A 15846-nucleotide genomic window follows, 5' to 3' on the forward strand; every position below is an offset into this window, starting at 1 on the left:
TTCTCCAGCAGCTCGGTGCGCTTGCCGCCCCAGTCGCCGAGCATCCATTTCGAGTTCGGCGAGAACGCCTCGGCGGCGTGCGCCGCGTTGCACAGCAGGGAGGCGGACAGCAGGCTGCCCGCCACGGGGCGCAGGGCCGGACGGAGAAGATGGGATTTCACGCGAACGCTTCCTCGTTGCGAATGGTCGACTGGTCGCATGCAGCGACCGCTCTACTCCCTCGATACCCTTGCCAGGAACAAGGGTATATGAAGAGGGCTCATGATCTGAGCCAAGCAGAACAATGGTTAATTTGCGAATGATAAGGACTTTGCGGGCAAAGCTGAAACGTTTCAGGCTGGAAAACACTGTTACATAAACGACAACGAAGCCAAGCCCTGGCGCTCTCGCTCAGGACGACCGAGGCGCAGAGCGGCTACGGTGAAGATCGCGGAGCGCGGAAACAACCTGATACCCATGAGCGCGCTTCACGTTGTTTCCGATAGCGAAACAATCCTCCGCTCAGAGTTCGTCGCGCAGATAGGACCAGGGGTAGATACCGCGCTCGTGACCATCGTCGAACACCAACTGCACGCCGTAGCCCTGCAGGCGGATATCGCGCAGGCGCACGCCCTGCTCCGCCGCGTCGATCCGTCCGCGCAGGCGCTGCGCCCGGCATTGCGCACAGGGACAGGCGGCGCGCAAGCGGGCATGGTCGATCCGGCTGACCGCGCCGTCCGCCCATTCGAGAATCAGCCAGCCGTCCCTGGCGGCATTGCGCAGGCGCAGCGGCGGCTGGGTCATGCCGGCACCCGCAGTTGCGCCAGGGCGATGCGCACCGCCTTGCGCACCTCGGGATCGCCGTCGCCTTCGGCGACCCGCAAGGCCTGGGCCGAGGCCGGGTCCGCCAGTTCGCCGAGGGCCAGGGCGGCCTCCTTGCGCAGGTTGCCGATGGGATGGCCGAGCAACGCTTCCAGCGCCTCCCGCGCCGGCCTGTGGCGCAAGCGCCCGAGTGCGCGGGCGGCGCGCAGGCGGACCTGCCAGTAGTCGTCCGCCAGGGCCTTCAGCAGCGGCTCGCCGGCCTCCTCCCGGCCCAGCTTGCCAAGGGTCGTCGCCGCCTCTTCGCGAACCTGCCATTGAGCGTCCGCCAGCGCCGCGCAGAGCGCCGGCAGCACCGTCACCTCGCGGCTCAGGCCGAGGGCGCCGGTGGCCGCCCGGCGTACCTCTGGGTCGACATCGGCGCTAGCCAGCCTGGCCAGTTCGGCCAGGGCCGGCTGGTGGCGGAGCCAGCCGAGTACCGCCACCGCCTCGCGGCGCACCGCCGCCTGCGGATCGCCGAGGGCGGCCAGGGCCGGCGCGGCGCTCTCCTCCAGGCGCAGTTCGCGCAACGCACGCAATACGCTGGCGCGGACGAAGGCATCGGCATGCCCGAGCCACGGCAGCAGGCGCCGCCCGGCGGCCGGTTCCTTGAGTTCGCCAAGGCTCTGCGCGGCGGCCTCGGCCACCGCCGGCAGAGGATCGGCCAGGGCCGCACAGAGCGCATCGACCACCGCGTCTTCCTCCCAGGCCTCCAGCAGGCGCGCGGCCTCGCCGCGCACGCCGGGGTCGGGATCGCCGCGCAGGGCCGCAACCAGCAACGGCAGCGCCTCCGGCAGCTCCAGGTCGGCCAGTTCGATCAGCGCCAGGCGGCGTACACCGGGATCGGCGTCCTCCAGGCGCGGCGACAGTTCGAGGATTTCGGGCAGTGTGGCGTTTTCACAGGTCATATGGCGATCCGCAGTCGGTCCGGGGTAATGCCCGGCGGCAGGCCGAGCGGGGTCAGGCGCGGCCACTGGCGGCCGTCGTCGTGGTCGAGCAGTTCCAGGCAGTGGCGCTTCAGGCGCACGAAGTCGGCGCTGGTCACCAGCCGGCTGTCGCGAGGGCGCGGGAAATCCAGCGTCAGGCTGGGCAGGATTGCACGCAGTCGCATGGGGATTCCCCTCGAATCAGGGTCATGGGAATCGTCTCCGCCACCCGGACGGTGGTGGGAAACGAGGGGTGTTTCAGGGTGGCGTCCGGGAGTGGCCGGATGGCAGGTTCTGCCTCGCTTGCCGGAAGCGGGCGTCAGCGCAGCAGGTAGGGAATCTCCACCTTCACCGCGCCGGTCGGGCAGTCCTTTTCGCAAGGCATGCAGTACCAGCACTCGTCGTAGGCCATGTAGGCCTTGCGGGTCGTCGGATCGATGGCCAGCAGGTCCATCGGGCAGACCTCGACGCAGACGGTGCAGCCCTTGTCGGCGATGCAGCGGTCTTCGTCGATGGTCACCGGGGCGCTGCTGCGGAAGAAGATGTCCTGGGGTCGGTAGGCCATGGCACGCGGTCCTCGTGGTTCGATCTGGCCCGCTTTCGTGGCGGCGGGCTCGGTGTCTAGCGGTACTACGCCGGGGCGCGGGGCCTAGGCGGCGTCGTTCCTCAGCCGCAGGCGCTGGTAGGCCTGCTGTTCGCCCTCGTCGATGGCGAACAGGTAGGGTTCGACCGGTTTCCTGAAGCTGGCCATGCGCCCCTGTTCGTCCTTCTTCAGGTGCGCGTGGCAGAACCAGGCCTCGTCGTCGCGCCGCGGATAGTCCACCCGATGGTGGTACAGGCCCCAGCGGCTCTCGGTGCGGAACAGCGAGGCGCGCGCGGCCATCTCCGCGCAGTCGCGGATCGCGCTGACCTCCAGGGCGCGCATCAGCTCGTGGGGGTTGTCCGCCTTGATCCGCTCCAGGTCCTCGGCGATGGCCTGGATGCGTTGCAGGCCCAATTCCATCTTGCGGGTCACCTTGGGCGGTTGCAGGTAGTCGTTGACCAGCCGGCGCAGCTTGTACTCCACCTGCGCCGCCGGCAGGCCGTGCTCGCGCAGCAGCGGCGCCTCGATCCGCGCACGCTCGCGCTCGACCTGGGCGCGGTCGACCGCGCTGAAGGCGCGCCCGGCGACGTATTCGGCGGCGTTGCGCCCGGCGAACCAGCCATAGGTGAAGGCGCCGAGCATGTAGTTGTGTGGCACCGCGGCCATGTCGCCGGCGGCGTAGAGGCCCTTCACGCTGGTCTCGGCCTTCTCGTTGACCCACACGCCGGAGGCCGAGTGGCCGGAGCAGAAGCCGATCTCGGAAATGTGCATCTCGACCATCTGCTGGCGGTAGTCGGTGCCGCGCCCGGCGTGGAACTGCCCGCGACTGGGGCGTTCGTTGCCATGGAGGATGTCCTCGATGGTCTGGATGGTTTCCTCCGCCAGGTGGTCGAGCTTGAGGAACACCGGGCCGTTGCCGCCTTCGAGTTCCTGGTGGAACTCCCACATCATCTGCCCGCTCCAGTAGTCGCATTCGATGAAGCGCTCACCCCTGGCGTTGGCGGTATAGCCACCCAGCGGGCCGGTGACGTAGGCACAGGCCGGGCCGTTGTAGTCCTTGATCAGCGGGTTGATCTGGAAGCATTCCAGGTTGGCCAGCTCGGCGCCGGCATGATAGGCCATGGCGTAGCCGTCGCCGGCGTTGGTCGGGTTCTCGTAGGTACCCATCAGGTAGCCCGAGGACGGCAGGCCCAGGCGGCCCGCCGCGCCGCAGCAGAGGATCACCGCCTTGGCGCGGATCACATGGAAGTCGCCGCTGCGGCAGTCGAAACCGAGTACGCCGTTCACCGCGCCCTCGGCATCGGTGAGCAGGCGGGTGCAGACCAGGCGGTTGGCGATCGGGATCCGCGCACGCTTGAGCTGGCGGTAGAGCACCTTCTTGATGTCGTGCCCTTCCGGCATCGGCAGCACATAGGCGCCCATGTGGTGGACCTTCTTCACCGCATAGTCGCCGGTCTCGTCCTTTTCGAACCTGACGCCCCAGCGATCCAGTTGCCGCAGGGTCTCGAAGCTGTGGCTGGCATAGGCGTATACCGCCGCCTGGTTGACGATGCCGTCGTTGGCCACGGTGATTTCCCGGGTGTACTGCTCGGCCGTGGCGTGGCCGGGGACGATGGCGTTGTTCAGCCCGTCCATGCCCATGCTGATGGCGCCGCTGCGCTTGACGTTGGCCTTGTCCACCAGCAGCACGCGCAGTTCGCGGTCGTGTTCCTTGGCCTTGATCGCCGCCATCGGCCCGGCGGTGCCGCCGCCGATCACCACGATGTCGTATTCCTGCTCCAGGGTGTTCATGCCCGCTCTCCCTTCTGCCGATCGATGCGCAGGCGATACTGGAAAGCGTCGCCGCGGTAGTAGAGGTATTCGAAGTCCAGCGGCGCGCCGTCGGCGGCATGGGTCAGGCGCTCGATGCGCATGATCGGCGCGCCCTCCTCGACCGCCAGGGCGCGGGTCAGGTCGGCATCGGCGAGCACCGCGTCGATGGCCAGGTCGGCATGGCCGAGGGGAATGCCGCAATCATTCTCGAGGATCAGGAAGATGTCGCGGGTCACCAGGTCGGCCTTCTCCAGGCGCTCGCCGAGCGCCTGCGGCAGGTAGGTGACTTCCAGCGAAACCGGCTCGCGGTTGACCAGGCGCACCCGCTTGATCTCGCACACAGGGCTGCCCTCTTCCACCCGCAGGCGCTCGGCCACCTGCGCGCCGGCCGGCACGTAGCGCAGGCCGTGCAGGCGGTTGATGACCTCGTAGCCCATCTGCGTCAGGGACTCGCCCAGGCCTTGCAGGGTGCTGACGTTCTGGAAGGCCTTCGGCCGGGCGACGAAGGTGCCCTTGCCGTGGATCTTGAAGATCAGCCCTTCCTTCTGCAGGTCGCCGAGCGCCTGGCGCACGGTGATGCGGCTGACGTCGAAGGCCTTGCCCAGCTCGTTCTCCGAAGGCATGCGGCTGAGCGGCGGGTAGACGCCGTCGAGGATGCGCCCGCGCAGCAGCTCCTTGAGCTGGCTGTACAGCGGCACGGGAGAAAGCGGGAGCAGTTTGCCCATGGTCGGATTCGCTCGTCGGAGTGGCTCGGACACTTGTTATAACAAGTTATGCCGTGATGATAAACGCCATGAACGATCAAGCGGAAATACCGAAAACGCATATGGATAGGCCGCCGCCCCGTGCGTGGCTCTCGCCGGCCAAAGGGCCGGCCCGCGGCGCGGACCGGCCCGCCCCTCAGCGCAGCGGCCGCCAGAGGGTGAAGGCTACCGGCGGCGTCCAGCCGCTGTTGGAGGTGTGCGCCTGCAGGCAGAGATAGCGCAGCCCCTCGTAGGTCACCCCATCGTCGACCCGGTAGGCCTGGTTCTCCAGCCACTGCGGGAATTGCGGATCCACCGCCCCGCCGCTGGTGCTGACCTCCAGGCCTTCGCTGGGCAGCGACTGGTTGCCCTGGGTATCGGTGGCGGTGACGAAATAGCTGTAGCGGGTGTCCGCCGTCAGGCCGCTGTCGGTGGAACCCAGCGCGGCGCTCTGGCCAACCATGGCGCCGTCGCGATAGAGGCTGTAGTAATCGATCGGACGCTGCCCGCTGGAGGCGTTCCAGGCCAGCACCAGGCTGGTCTCGCCGCGCTCCAGCAGACGCAGGCCCTGCGGCGCCGCCGGGCGCTGGTCGCCGCCCTCGCCGTCATGGATCAGGCTGGCGTAGCGCTTGCGGAACTCCCAGTTGTAGCGCTCGCCGCGCTTGTTCAGGCCATCGTCCCAGTTCACCGACCAGGTCATCAGGCCCTTGATCGCATGACCGGCGGCCTCCAGGCGGCGAAACGCATTGCTCACCGCGGCGGGATTGATCACGTAGCCGGTGGCCGCCGCATCGACGTTGCTCGGCAGGCCGATGGCCAGGCGCTGCGCCGGGATCCGCACGAAGTCGCGGCTGCCGGTGGCCAGGCTCTCGGTGAGGTAGTAGAGGAAGTCTTCTTTCATCGCGTCGTTGTTCTGCGCGATCCAGGCGCCCTTGCCGCCGTTCGCCTCCTGGACCCACAGGCCGTCGCCGCCCTGGTTGTAGTACTGCGGCGCGATGAAGTCGTAGACACCTTCCAGGGCCTGCAGATAAGGCACGTACTTGCCGTTCTTGTGCAGATAGGGGAACTCCGGGGCCATGCTGACGATGAAGTGCTTGCCCTGCCCGGCGTAGTGCTCGCGCACCAGCTTGAGGGCCGCCGGCAGCACCCGCTGGTTGTCGGCCAGGTCGATGGCGCTCTGCTCGAGGTCGATGTCCAGGCCGTCGAAACCGTAGGTTTCCACCAGGCGGACGATCTCGGCGGCCAGCGCCTGCTCCTGCCCGGCGTGCAACTCGATGTGCGCGTCGGCGCCCCCCAGCGAGATCAGCACCGCGCGGCCCTGGGCGTTGAGCACGCCGACCTGGCGGCGAAACTCCGCGTCGGACAGGTTGTATGGCTGGAAGGTCGGGATGCCGCGCCCTTTCATGAAGGCCACGGCGACCACGTTGTACTCGCTCGGCACGTCTTCCAGCGCGATGTTGGCGAACGAGCCCTGCTGGTAGCCGTCGGCGGCGCCGGCCGGCCAGTTGTGCCAGAAGCCCATGAGAATCTTCTTGCCGGCGATGCTCGGCATGGCCGCCGCGGCATCTTCGCGGGCCTGGTGCAACTGGGAAAAGTCGATCCTGATCATTTACCGCTCCTCGGATGAAGGTAGGAAACGCATCCGGAGGGGCTGTCCGACGAACCGCCGCCGTGGCCGCCGCGAACGCCTCGAAACACAGGCGCGAACGTCTACCGCAGGGCATTCCGGCGTTTGTCGCGATCAGGGCGGGGGCATGGTTGCAGAGACGGCGGAAGGCTTCACCTACCACAATTGGCAGAGTCGCGGCGGCGATGCTCCGCGCCGGGTTCAACCGGCTTCGCTGAGTTCGGCGACCACCACTCCGGGAAGGTCTTTCAGCAGTGCCGGGGACAGCAGCAGCTTGGTCTCGCGGACCCCCGCGCCCATCACCACCAACGGCCGTTCGAAGACCGCCGCGTCGACCAGCAGCGGCATGCCTTCGGGCAAGCCGAACGCGGTGATGCCGCCGAACTGCATGCCGGTCAGCTCGGTGGCGACCTCGCGGGCGGCGAAGGACAGCCGGCGGGCCCCGAGCAGCGCCTTGACCGCGCCGTTCACGTCGAGCCGCCGCGAGCCCAGGTTGACCACCGCGGCATAGCCTTCGGCGCCGTCGCGCTTGTAGCGCAGGACCAGGGTATTGGCGCAGTCCTCCAGGCCAAAGCCGTAGCGTGCGCTGAACGCCGCGGTGTCGGAATGCTCGTCGGCGACGCGGAACACCACCAGCTCGGCGGAAGGCAGGCCGCGCGCGACCTGCTCCGGCAGGTGGCGGTGGTAGTCGGCCGGGGCGACGGCGTCGAGCCGGTGGCGTTGGGTGTATTCGCGCAGAACCATGGGCAACCTCGAATGAAGACGGACGGCACCGGCCCCTGCCGCCAGGCGGGCGGCAGGGGCCGGCGGTTCAGGTTGCCAGGTTCGCCGGCACGCCGCCAGGCACATCGGGCGCCAGGCGCTGCCGCAGGATCGCGCAGACCTCCTCCGCCGCCGTCACCACCAGGCCGTGGCCGCCGGCCAGGGTCTCCAGCTCGTAGCGGCTGGCGTGCCGCCGCCAGCCGTCGATGGCCGCCCTGGAGACGCCCGGGTCCTGCTCGCCGAGGATCGCGGTGATCGGTATGGCCAACGGCTCGCGCGGCCGGTAGCGATAGTCGGCGGCCAGGCGCGAATCGGCGCGCAGGGTGGCCAGGCTGATCTCGCGCAGCTCCGGGTCGTCGAGCACTTCCAGCGGCAGCACGTCGTACTCGCGCAGGGTTCGCAGCAACTCGGCGTCGCCCATCGCATGGAAGCGCGGGTATTCCAAGTCCGGCCCCGGAGCGCGGCTGCTGATCACGAACAACTGCCTGGCGCGCAGGCCGTGCAGGCTTTCCAGGCGTGCCGCCAGTTCGTAGGCGAGCATGCCACCGAGGCTGGCGCCGACCAGGGCGAACGGACGGTCGAGCAATGGCAGGAGCGCGTCGTCGATGGCACAGAGCATGGCCTCTACATCGGTGACGAATGGCTCGTCCTGGCGTTCCTGGCGCCCCGGATACTGGATCGCCAGCAGCTCCACGTCCGCCGGCAGGCGCGCGTCCCAACCACGGAAAGTGCCGGCGTTGCCGCCCGCGGGCGGCAGCGCGATCAGGCGCAGGCGCGGCTGCGCGCTCCCGCTGCGCTGCAACCACAGGGCCCGGGCGCGCTCGGTGGCAGGCGGCAACGGCGGCGCGTCGGCGGCATGGCAGCGGCGCACCACTTCGCGGGCATCCGGATCGCCCTGCAACAGCCCCAGGCTCAGTTGCCTGCCGGTCAGCCGGCGCAATTCGGCGATCGCCTGCACGCCCAGCAGCGAATGCCCGCCGGCGCTGGCGAAGCCCTGGTCGGCCGCCAGCGGCCGGCCGAGCACGCGGGACAACACCTTGAGCACCCGCCGCAGCTCCACGCTGTCCTCGGCCTGGGCCGCCGCGGGCGGCTGCACCGGGTCTCCGAGCAGCGCCAGCAACGCCTCGCGGTAGGCGTCGGCCAATGCCTCGGCGCGCTCGGCGGGGAAACGTCCGGCGGCGTACTGGAAGCCCACCTCGAGGCGTTCGCCGGCCACCTCGAAGTCCACCGCCAGCGGCACGTCGACGTCCACCACCACCTGGTCGAGGATGCTGCCGTGCCTTACTCCCGCCGCCGGCGCGGCGTCGTCCTGGTGGAAATCGACGAAGTTGAACAGGCTGTCCAGGCGCAACTCGCGGTTGCGCCTGCGAATCGCCGCCAGCGGATGGCGCCGATGCTCCAGGCTCGCGCGCTCGTAGTCGAATGCGCGACGGGCACTGTCGAGCAGATCGACGGAAGCCGACAGCCGGCACGGCAGGGTATTCAGGAACAGGCCGAGCAGGCGGTCCGCGCCCGGCTCCTCGGGGCGCCCGTGGCTGACGAAGCCGGTGACCACTTCGTCGGCATCGCTGAAGCGGCACAACGCCCGGCCATGCGCCGCCAGCAGCAACGAACGCAAGGGCAAGCCGCTGCGTTCGGCCAGGGCGCGCAAGCGCGGCAGGCTGTCGGCCGGCACGTCCACGCGGACCGCCGCCATCCGCCGGGGCCCCTCCTCCGCCAGGCCGGGCAACGGCCGGTAACGGGCGCCGGCCAGGTAGTCGAGCCAGAACAGCGCCGAGCCGGCGTTGGCCTCGGCCTCGCGCTCCAGCGCCACGTAGTCGCGGAAACCTACCGCGGGCGCTTCCGCTTCCCGCGCGACGACACCGGCGAGGAGGTCGGCGTAGACCGCCAGCAGCTCGTCCACCAGGCTTTGCAGGCTCCAGCCGTCCAGCACGCTATGGTGTTCGGCGACGCCCAGGGCGAAGCGCCGCTCGTCCAGCGCCAGCGCGGCGAGGCGCACCAGCGGAGGGCGGCTCCAGTCGAACGGGGTGGCCTGCTCTTCCTCGATCCAGGCACGCAGGCGCAGGCGCCGGGCTTCCTCATCGAGGCCACGCAGGTCGTGCACCGGCACTTCGGCGGCGACCGCCGTGGCCGGGTGGACCCATTGCAAGGGCGCCTGGCCGCCGTGCAGGTCGAAGCCGGTACGCAGGATCGCGTGGCGGCCGATCAGGATCGCCCAGGCGCGCGCCAGCAACTCGCCGTCCAGGCGTCCATGCACCTCGTGCAGGACGACGTTGTGCAACAGCCGTGGATCGCCGCTGGCCTCGCTTTGCAGGAGCATGCCCTGTTGCAGGCTGGTCATCGGATAGGCGTCGTCGAGCCCCTCCGGCAGGCGCTTGCGTTCCGCCGCCGACAACAGGGCGAACGGCTCCAGCGTCTGCGGCGCCGAGGTCCCGAGCGCATCCGCCGGGCTCGCCGGAGCGGCCAGCAGGCGCGCCAGTTCGCGGATGCTCTGGTGGTTGAACACGTCGCGCAGGGTAAAGGCAAGCCCGGCCTGGCGCGCCATGACCTGCATCTGGATCAGGCGGATGGAGTCGCCGCCGACCTGGAAGAAGTTGTCGCTGACGCCGATCGCCGGGCGTTTCAGCACGCTCTTCCAGATATCCAGGAGGGCCGCCTCGGTGGCATTGGCCGGCGCTTCCAGGGGCTGCGCGGCCGCCTCGGCGGCCAGCGCCGCCAACAGCGCGCGACGGTCGAGCTTGCCTTCGGCGGTCAGCGGCAGGCGTTCGACCCGGGCGATCCGGCTCGGCAGCATGTAGGCCGGCAGGCGCGCCTCGAGGAAGCCACGCAGGGCCTGCTCGCTCAGCTCGCCGCCAAGGGCCGCGGCGGGGCGCGGCGCGAGCGCACGCCAGTCGATGCGCTCGGCCAGCGACTCGGCATAGCCCGGGCGCACCGCGTAGCAGTTGTAACGGTCGGTACCCTCCAGCAGCGCGTCCTGATGGATGCTCACCTCGAAGCCATGGCGGCGCAGCAGGTCGCTCAAGGCATCGGCGCGGCCGGCGGTGGCACCGTCGCGCTTGTCATGGACCTCCAGGACGATCTGCCGGACCTTGGCCAGCGCCGCATCGTCGAGACCGAGCAGCACATCCATTTCCGCGCGCTGCACGTCGATCTTCAGCAGGTCGATACGCTCCAGGCCCAGTTCGCCGATCACCTGGTCGAGGCGGCGCAGGCGGCAGCGGTGGGCTTCGGCGCGCAGGCGGTCGTCGAGGATTTCGTCGATGTTGTCCAGCAGCAGGTTGGCCCCGCCCTCCTCGCCCTGGTTGCTCAGGTAGCGTCGGATGACGTCGCGTTCGCCGCTGGCGTCGGCGTACTCGGCGATCCCGGAGAAGGTCGAGTAGCCCGGATAGTAGGTGAAGGTTTCCTCGCGCTCGGCGTCGGACAGGCCGATGCCGAATACCTCGACCTGCGGTGCGTAGCGTCCGAGGTTGGCCTCCAGGCGCCGGCGGATCGGTGCCAGCGGCTCGAAGGCGACCACTCGCGCGCGCGGCGCGCGGCTGGCGATGTACAGCGAGAACAGGCCGATGTTGGCACCGACGTCGAGTACCACCGCGTCCGGCGGCAGGACGATGCCGTCGCGGCTGTAGACCTCGTCGACGAAGATTTCCTGGTAGACGTACTCGGTTTCGTTGAGGTTCAGTCCGGCGACCCGGTGCCCGCTGGGCAGGTCGACTTCCAGCCAGGACTCGTCCGCGGTCTCCCCGGCGGCGGTGACGAAGGCGACGATCCGGCGATCCGCGCCCGGCTCGGCCGCATCGGCCTCGTCGGTGAGTACCGCCGCCTCGCCCACTGCCGGGTGTTCCAGCAACGCGCTGCGGATCTCGCCCAGTTCGATGCGGTAGCCGTTGATCTTCACCTGTTCGTCGATCCGCCCGAGGAACTCCAGGCAACCGTCGGCGCGCCAGCGCACCAGGTCGCCGCTGCGGTACAGGCGGCCGCTGCCCGGCCAGCCCTCCTCGAGGAAGCGCCCGGCCGCCTCGCCGGCGTCGCCGGCATAGCCGCGCGCCACCCCGGCGCCGCCGATCCACAGTTCGCCGCTGGCGCCACGGGTCTTGCGACGACCGAGGCCATCGACCACATGCAGATCGACGTTGGCCAGGGCGCGGCCGATGGTCGGCCGCGCATGCTCGGCGACCCGCGCCAGGCTGGCGTTCACCGTGGCTTCGGTAGGACCGTAGAGATTGAACACCTGGCAGCGGCGCCAGCCGGCGGCGACCTCCCAGGACGCTTCGTCGAAGCGCTCGCCCCCTACCAGGATGCGCCCGGGCAGCGCCGGGTGGGCATCGTCGAGGCCGGCCTGGAGCAGCAGGCGGAACAGCGACGGGGTGCAGTCGAGCACGTCGATGCGCCGTTCTTCGAGGAACCCCAGCATCCGCTGCGGATCGCTGCGCACCTCCTGCGGCACCAGGGCCAGGCAATGGCCGGAGAGCAACTGGAGAATCTGCTTGATCGAGGAGTCGAAGGAGAACGGCGCGTTGACCGTCACCCGCAGGCCCTCGCCCACCACGTTCGCGTATACCGTGCGCGCCAGGGCCTGGGACAGGTTGAGCGCGCTGGCGTGCTCGACCACCACGCCTTTGGGCTGGCCGCTGGTGCCCGAGGTGAAGATCATGTAGGCCGCATCGCGCCCGCCCGGCGCCGGCAGGCTCCTGCCGCTGCCGGCAAGCGGCAGCGTCGACAGGTCCAGGCAGGCCCCGGCGAAGGCCTCGCGGGCGCGCCCGGCGCACTCGGCATCGGCAAGGGCGAAGACGATCCCGCCCGCTTCGCGCATCCGCTCCACCCGCGCCGCCGGAAACTCCGGATTGACCGGGGTGTACACCGCCGCCGCGCGCATCACCCCGAGCAGGGCGACGATCGCCTCGCGGTTGCGCCCGGTCATCACCGCCACCGCCTGGCCGGGCCGCACGCCGGCAGCCAGCAGCGCTTCGGCGACCGCTTCGCTGCGCGCGCACAGCGTGGCGAAATCCAGGCTGCCGTGGGCATCCAGCAACGCCGGCGCCTGCGGCTGCAGGGCGGCGCGCAGATCGAACGCGGCCACCAGGGATTCCACCGGCGCGGGCTCCACGCGCTCGCCCTGCCAGGCCTGGTAGCGCTCGCGCTCGGCCGCGCCGATCAACGGCAGCCCGGCCAGTGGCAGTTGCCTGTCGGCGGCGATGCTTTCCAGGCATTCGACCCAGGCGTCGAGCAAGCGCCCGGCCAGCGTTCCGTCATGGTCGCGGCGGACCCGCAGGCTGGCCAGCCGGCCTTCGCCGTGGGGCAGCACCTGCAACTCGAGGAACCCGCCCAGCGGCGGCTGCCGGCAATCCAGCTCGGCCACCCCGGCGCCATCCAGTTCGCCCGCCAGCCAGGCGAAGCCCAACTCGGCGAGCGGCCAGTCGGGGGCAAAGGGATCGCGCAGGGCCGCTGCCTCCTCCTGGGCGAGAATCGCCGCCTGGAGGGCGTCGAGCCGCTCGCCGACGCTGCCCGCGCGGACATTCTCCAGGCACAGCGGCACGACCCCGGCGAACGGTCCGGCCAGCTCGGCGAACTCGTTGAACAGGCGCCCCGAGACCAGTCGCGCCATTTCCAGCGGCAGTCCCTCGTCGCCCTGGAACTGCCCGGCGACCTGGGTCCAGGCCAGCAGGGCGGCCGCCTCCGGCAAGCCGTTGGCGGCCAGGCGTTCGAGCAGCGCGCGCGGCAGCAGGCGCCGCGCCGTCCACTCGCCTTCGCCCAGGTCGTCCGCCAGCGCCAGCGGATTCTCCGCCGCAGCGGCCGCCTGCTCGCGCCAGTAGCCGCTGGCGCTTTCGCCGTCTTCGCCGGCCAGCGCCTCGTTGGCCCATTCGGAGAAATGCTGGAACAGCAGCGCCTCGGCCCCCTCGTCCGCGCTCGCCGGGCCGGCCTGCCCCAGGCCGCGGCGCAGCAGCGCCGCCAGGCTGGCCGCATCGACGACGAACGCCGGCGCCGCCAGCAACAGCCCCTGGAGCGTCTCTCCGGCGGCGTCCAGCAGCAGGCCGAGCGCCAGCACCGGCTGGCCTTCCCCGCCCAGGGGGGCAGCGGCGAGACGTGCGCTTTCGCGCGCGAAGCGCCCGGCCCAGTCGCCGTCTCCCGGCAGGCGCTCGACCAGCAGATCGGCCGCGCGTCCATCCAGTACCTGCACCGGCAGGCTCATGCCCGGCATCGTCCGGTAAGCCACGCGCAGTTGCGCCTCGCCGTCCAGCGCCCGGCGCAGCCGCTCCAGCGTCGCCGCGGGATCGGCCGGGGCGTGCAGGCGCACGCCGACAACGGTATTTTCCGGCCGCTCGGCATGACGGCGCCAGGCGCGGGTCTGCAAGGGGGACAGCGGGAATCCTTCGAGCGCTTCGCTCGCGGCCGGTTGCACAGCGGATTGCAGGTCTTCTGACGCACTCATGGCTATCCCTCGCACGGGTTCAGGGTTGGTGGACATGCAGGTCGGTCATCGCCACCAGCACCTTGCGCTCGCCGGTGTACGGCTCGCGGCCGTGGACGCTGATGAAGTTGTCGAGCATCAGGACATCGCCGCGCTCCCAGGCAAACGCGCGGGTTTCCTCGCGGTAGGCGGCGCGGATGGTGTCCAGCACCTCCGCCTCGATCGGGCTGCCGTCGCCGTAGTAGGCGTTGCGCGGCAGGCCCTGTTCGCCGACCTCGTCGAGCAAGGCCCGGGCCAGGGCCGGCGGCATGTTGGAGACATGGAACATGTGCGCGTGGTTGAACCACAGCGTCTCGCCGCTGAGCGGGTGGCGCACCATCGCCTGGCGTACCTGGCGGGTATTCAGGCGCTGGTCGTCGAGCCAGGTCCATTGGGTACCGGTCTGCCGGCAGTAGGCCTCGACCTCGGCGCGGCTGTCGGTCTGGAAGCCTTCCTGCCAGGTCAGGTCGATCTCCGGCCCGTAGTTGCGCACGTAGCACACCCCATGGCGGAGGAAGCGCTGCCTGATCGCCTCGGGTATCCGGGCGCTGACCCGGCGCTCGTCGGCCAGGGGCGTGCGGCCCTGGGTGGCGGGCGGCGTCTGGCAGTAGAAGTGGATGTAGCTCGGCCAGTTGTGCGAGTAGGACATTTCGTGGTGCGGCGGAATCCAGCCATCCGGCGAGAACTCGGTGGAAGTGAACACCCGGTGCGCCACTTCCTGGCGCGCCGCCGCGCGCTCCAGGTAGTCGAGCATGTTCGGCGAAAAGCCTTGCACGGCCTGGGAGAAGCCCTCCGCGCCGTCCACCGCGAAGCCACGGAACAGGATGCCGCCATGCCGCAGCAGGCTGTCGCGTAGCCCTGCGCCGGCGGCGGCGATCCATTGCCGCAGGTCCATGCCCGGCTGGCGCGCGCGGACGATGCGCAGGTAGCCGTTGGCCGGGTCGAGCAGGCTCTCCTCCACCAGGTCGCCGGCCGAGAGCTGCCGGGGGCGCAGGCGCGGCGCGCTGAACGAGGCGCTCATGCGGCACCTCCGAGCGCCAGGCGCGAAGGTGTCGGCGGGACATCGGCGGAGGCCAGGCCGGAATACGGCGTGGACATGATGGTGAGGATCCGGCGCGGCCCGCGGAACGGCTCGCGGCCGTGCTGGGCGAGCATGTTGTCAAGGATCAGCACGTCGCCCACGCGCCAGTCGAAGCGCCGCGTCTCGCGGTCTATGGCGCTGCGGATGGTCGCCAGGGTCTGCGCCTCGATCGGGCTGCCATCGCCGTAGTAGGTCTGGTACGGCAGGTCTTCCTCGGCGACGCTGCGCAACAGCGCATCGCGCAGGCCCGGCTCGAGACTGCTGGCATGGAAGAACATGCCGTGGTTGAACCACAGGCGCTCGCCGGTATGCGGGTGGCGCTGGAACGCCGCGCGCCTCTGCCAGGTGCGCAGGTGCTCGTCGCCGATCCAGGCATGGGCGATCCGGTGCTCAGCGCAGAACGCCTCGACCTCGGCGCGGCTGTCGGTCTGGAACGCTTCGCGCCAGGACAGGCCGAGGCCAGCGCGGTAGTTGCGCACGTAGAGGATGCCCAGGCGCTCGAAGCGCTCCAGCAATTCGTCCGGCAGGTGGCGGAGCACCAACCGGTTGGCCGCCACCGGGGTGGCGCCGCCTTCGAGCGGCGCCACCTGGCAATGGAACATGATGTACAGCGGCCAGTCGGCGGTATAGGACTGCTCGTTATGCAGGAAGATCGGCTGGTCCAGCGGATGCTCGGTGGAGGTGTAGACCTCGCCGCTGACCTGGCTACGCGGCGAGGAACGCTCCTTGTAGTCGAGCAGTTGCGGAGCGAAGGCGGCGGCGGCGGAGCGGAAGCGCTCTGCCGAGTCGACCTCGAAGCCTCTCAGCAACAGGCCGCCAGCCAGGTTCAGGTCGTCGTGCAGGGACTGGCCCTGCTCGCGGATCCAGTCGGCCAGGGACAGGCCGGGAGCCTGTGCCTCGATCAGCAGCGGCAGGCCGTCGCGCTCCGCCGCCGGGCGCCGCACCAGCGCCTCGCTGCTGCGCGGGGTGAGATTGCGCGGCCGGGCGAAGCCGCGACCGGTGAGACTGGGAGCTGTTCGTTCCATCTCTG

Annotated in this window: 10 protein-coding genes and 2 pseudogenes; all 12 read right to left on the reverse strand. The window is 70.1% G+C overall.

The genetic code is table 11. The features are described from left to right. Nucleotides 1–161 (reverse strand): annotated as a pseudogene (locus HMPREF2924_RS35370) (porin); the annotation flags it as partial. A gap of 340 nt (nucleotides 162–501) precedes the next feature. After that, nucleotides 502–783: a DUF971 domain-containing protein gene (locus HMPREF2924_RS02810; RefSeq protein WP_003112225.1), complete on the reverse strand. Its 282-nt coding sequence runs from the start codon at nucleotides 781–783 to the stop codon at nucleotides 502–504. Then, on the reverse strand, nucleotides 780–1745 hold the full coding sequence (locus HMPREF2924_RS02815) for a HEAT repeat domain-containing protein (protein ID WP_004363464.1): 966 nt from the start codon (nucleotides 1743–1745) through the stop codon (nucleotides 780–782). Before HMPREF2924_RS02815 ends, HMPREF2924_RS02810 begins: the two co-directional genes overlap by 4 nt. Then, nucleotides 1742–1933: pseudogene (locus HMPREF2924_RS02820) on the reverse strand (ABC transporter ATP-binding protein); the annotation flags it as partial. The pseudogene HMPREF2924_RS02820 and the gene HMPREF2924_RS02815, both read right to left, overlap by 4 nt. 149 nt (nucleotides 1934–2082) lie before the next feature. Then, on the reverse strand, nucleotides 2083–2328 hold the full coding sequence (locus tag HMPREF2924_RS02825; protein WP_003089354.1) for a 4Fe-4S dicluster domain-containing protein: 246 nt from the start codon (nucleotides 2326–2328) through the stop codon (nucleotides 2083–2085). Nucleotides 2329–2412: 84 nt separating this feature from the next. Continuing rightward, nucleotides 2413–4137, reverse strand: coding sequence for a fumarate reductase/succinate dehydrogenase flavoprotein subunit (locus HMPREF2924_RS02830; RefSeq protein WP_003139390.1), 1725 nt, complete (start codon nucleotides 4135–4137; stop codon nucleotides 2413–2415). Continuing rightward, on the reverse strand, nucleotides 4134–4883 hold the full coding sequence (locus tag HMPREF2924_RS02835; RefSeq protein ID WP_004363456.1) for a GntR family transcriptional regulator: 750 nt from the start codon (nucleotides 4881–4883) through the stop codon (nucleotides 4134–4136). Before HMPREF2924_RS02835 ends, HMPREF2924_RS02830 begins: the two co-directional genes overlap by 4 nt. Nucleotides 4884–5058: 175 nt before the next feature. Further along, the gene (locus tag HMPREF2924_RS02840) at nucleotides 5059–6510 is read right to left on the reverse strand and encodes a carbohydrate-binding protein (protein ID WP_003131769.1); all 1452 of its coding nucleotides are present in this window, start codon (nucleotides 6508–6510) and stop codon (nucleotides 5059–5061) included. Between the two features lie 219 nt (nucleotides 6511–6729). Next, nucleotides 6730–7272: a YbaK/EbsC family protein gene (locus HMPREF2924_RS02845; protein WP_003089366.1), complete on the reverse strand. Its 543-nt coding sequence runs from the start codon at nucleotides 7270–7272 to the stop codon at nucleotides 6730–6732. A gap of 67 nt (nucleotides 7273–7339) precedes the next feature. Next, nucleotides 7340–13717: a non-ribosomal peptide synthetase gene (locus HMPREF2924_RS02850; protein ID WP_023094722.1), complete on the reverse strand. Its 6378-nt coding sequence runs from the start codon at nucleotides 13715–13717 to the stop codon at nucleotides 7340–7342. A gap of 19 nt (nucleotides 13718–13736) precedes the next feature. Further along, nucleotides 13737–14756, reverse strand: coding sequence for a TauD/TfdA family dioxygenase (locus tag HMPREF2924_RS02855; RefSeq protein WP_003131730.1), 1020 nt, complete (start codon nucleotides 14754–14756; stop codon nucleotides 13737–13739). After that, nucleotides 14753–15841, reverse strand: a complete 1089-nt coding sequence (locus tag HMPREF2924_RS02860; protein ID WP_023094721.1) for a TauD/TfdA family dioxygenase — start codon at nucleotides 15839–15841, stop codon at nucleotides 14753–14755. The genes HMPREF2924_RS02855 and HMPREF2924_RS02860 overlap by 4 nt, the downstream gene beginning before the upstream one ends. Nucleotides 15842–15846 lie beyond the last annotated feature (5 nt).

The organism is Pseudomonas sp. HMSC063H08, from assembly GCF_001813645.1.
In the GTDB taxonomy this organism is placed as follows: Bacteria; Pseudomonadota; Gammaproteobacteria; order Pseudomonadales; family Pseudomonadaceae; genus Pseudomonas; species Pseudomonas aeruginosa.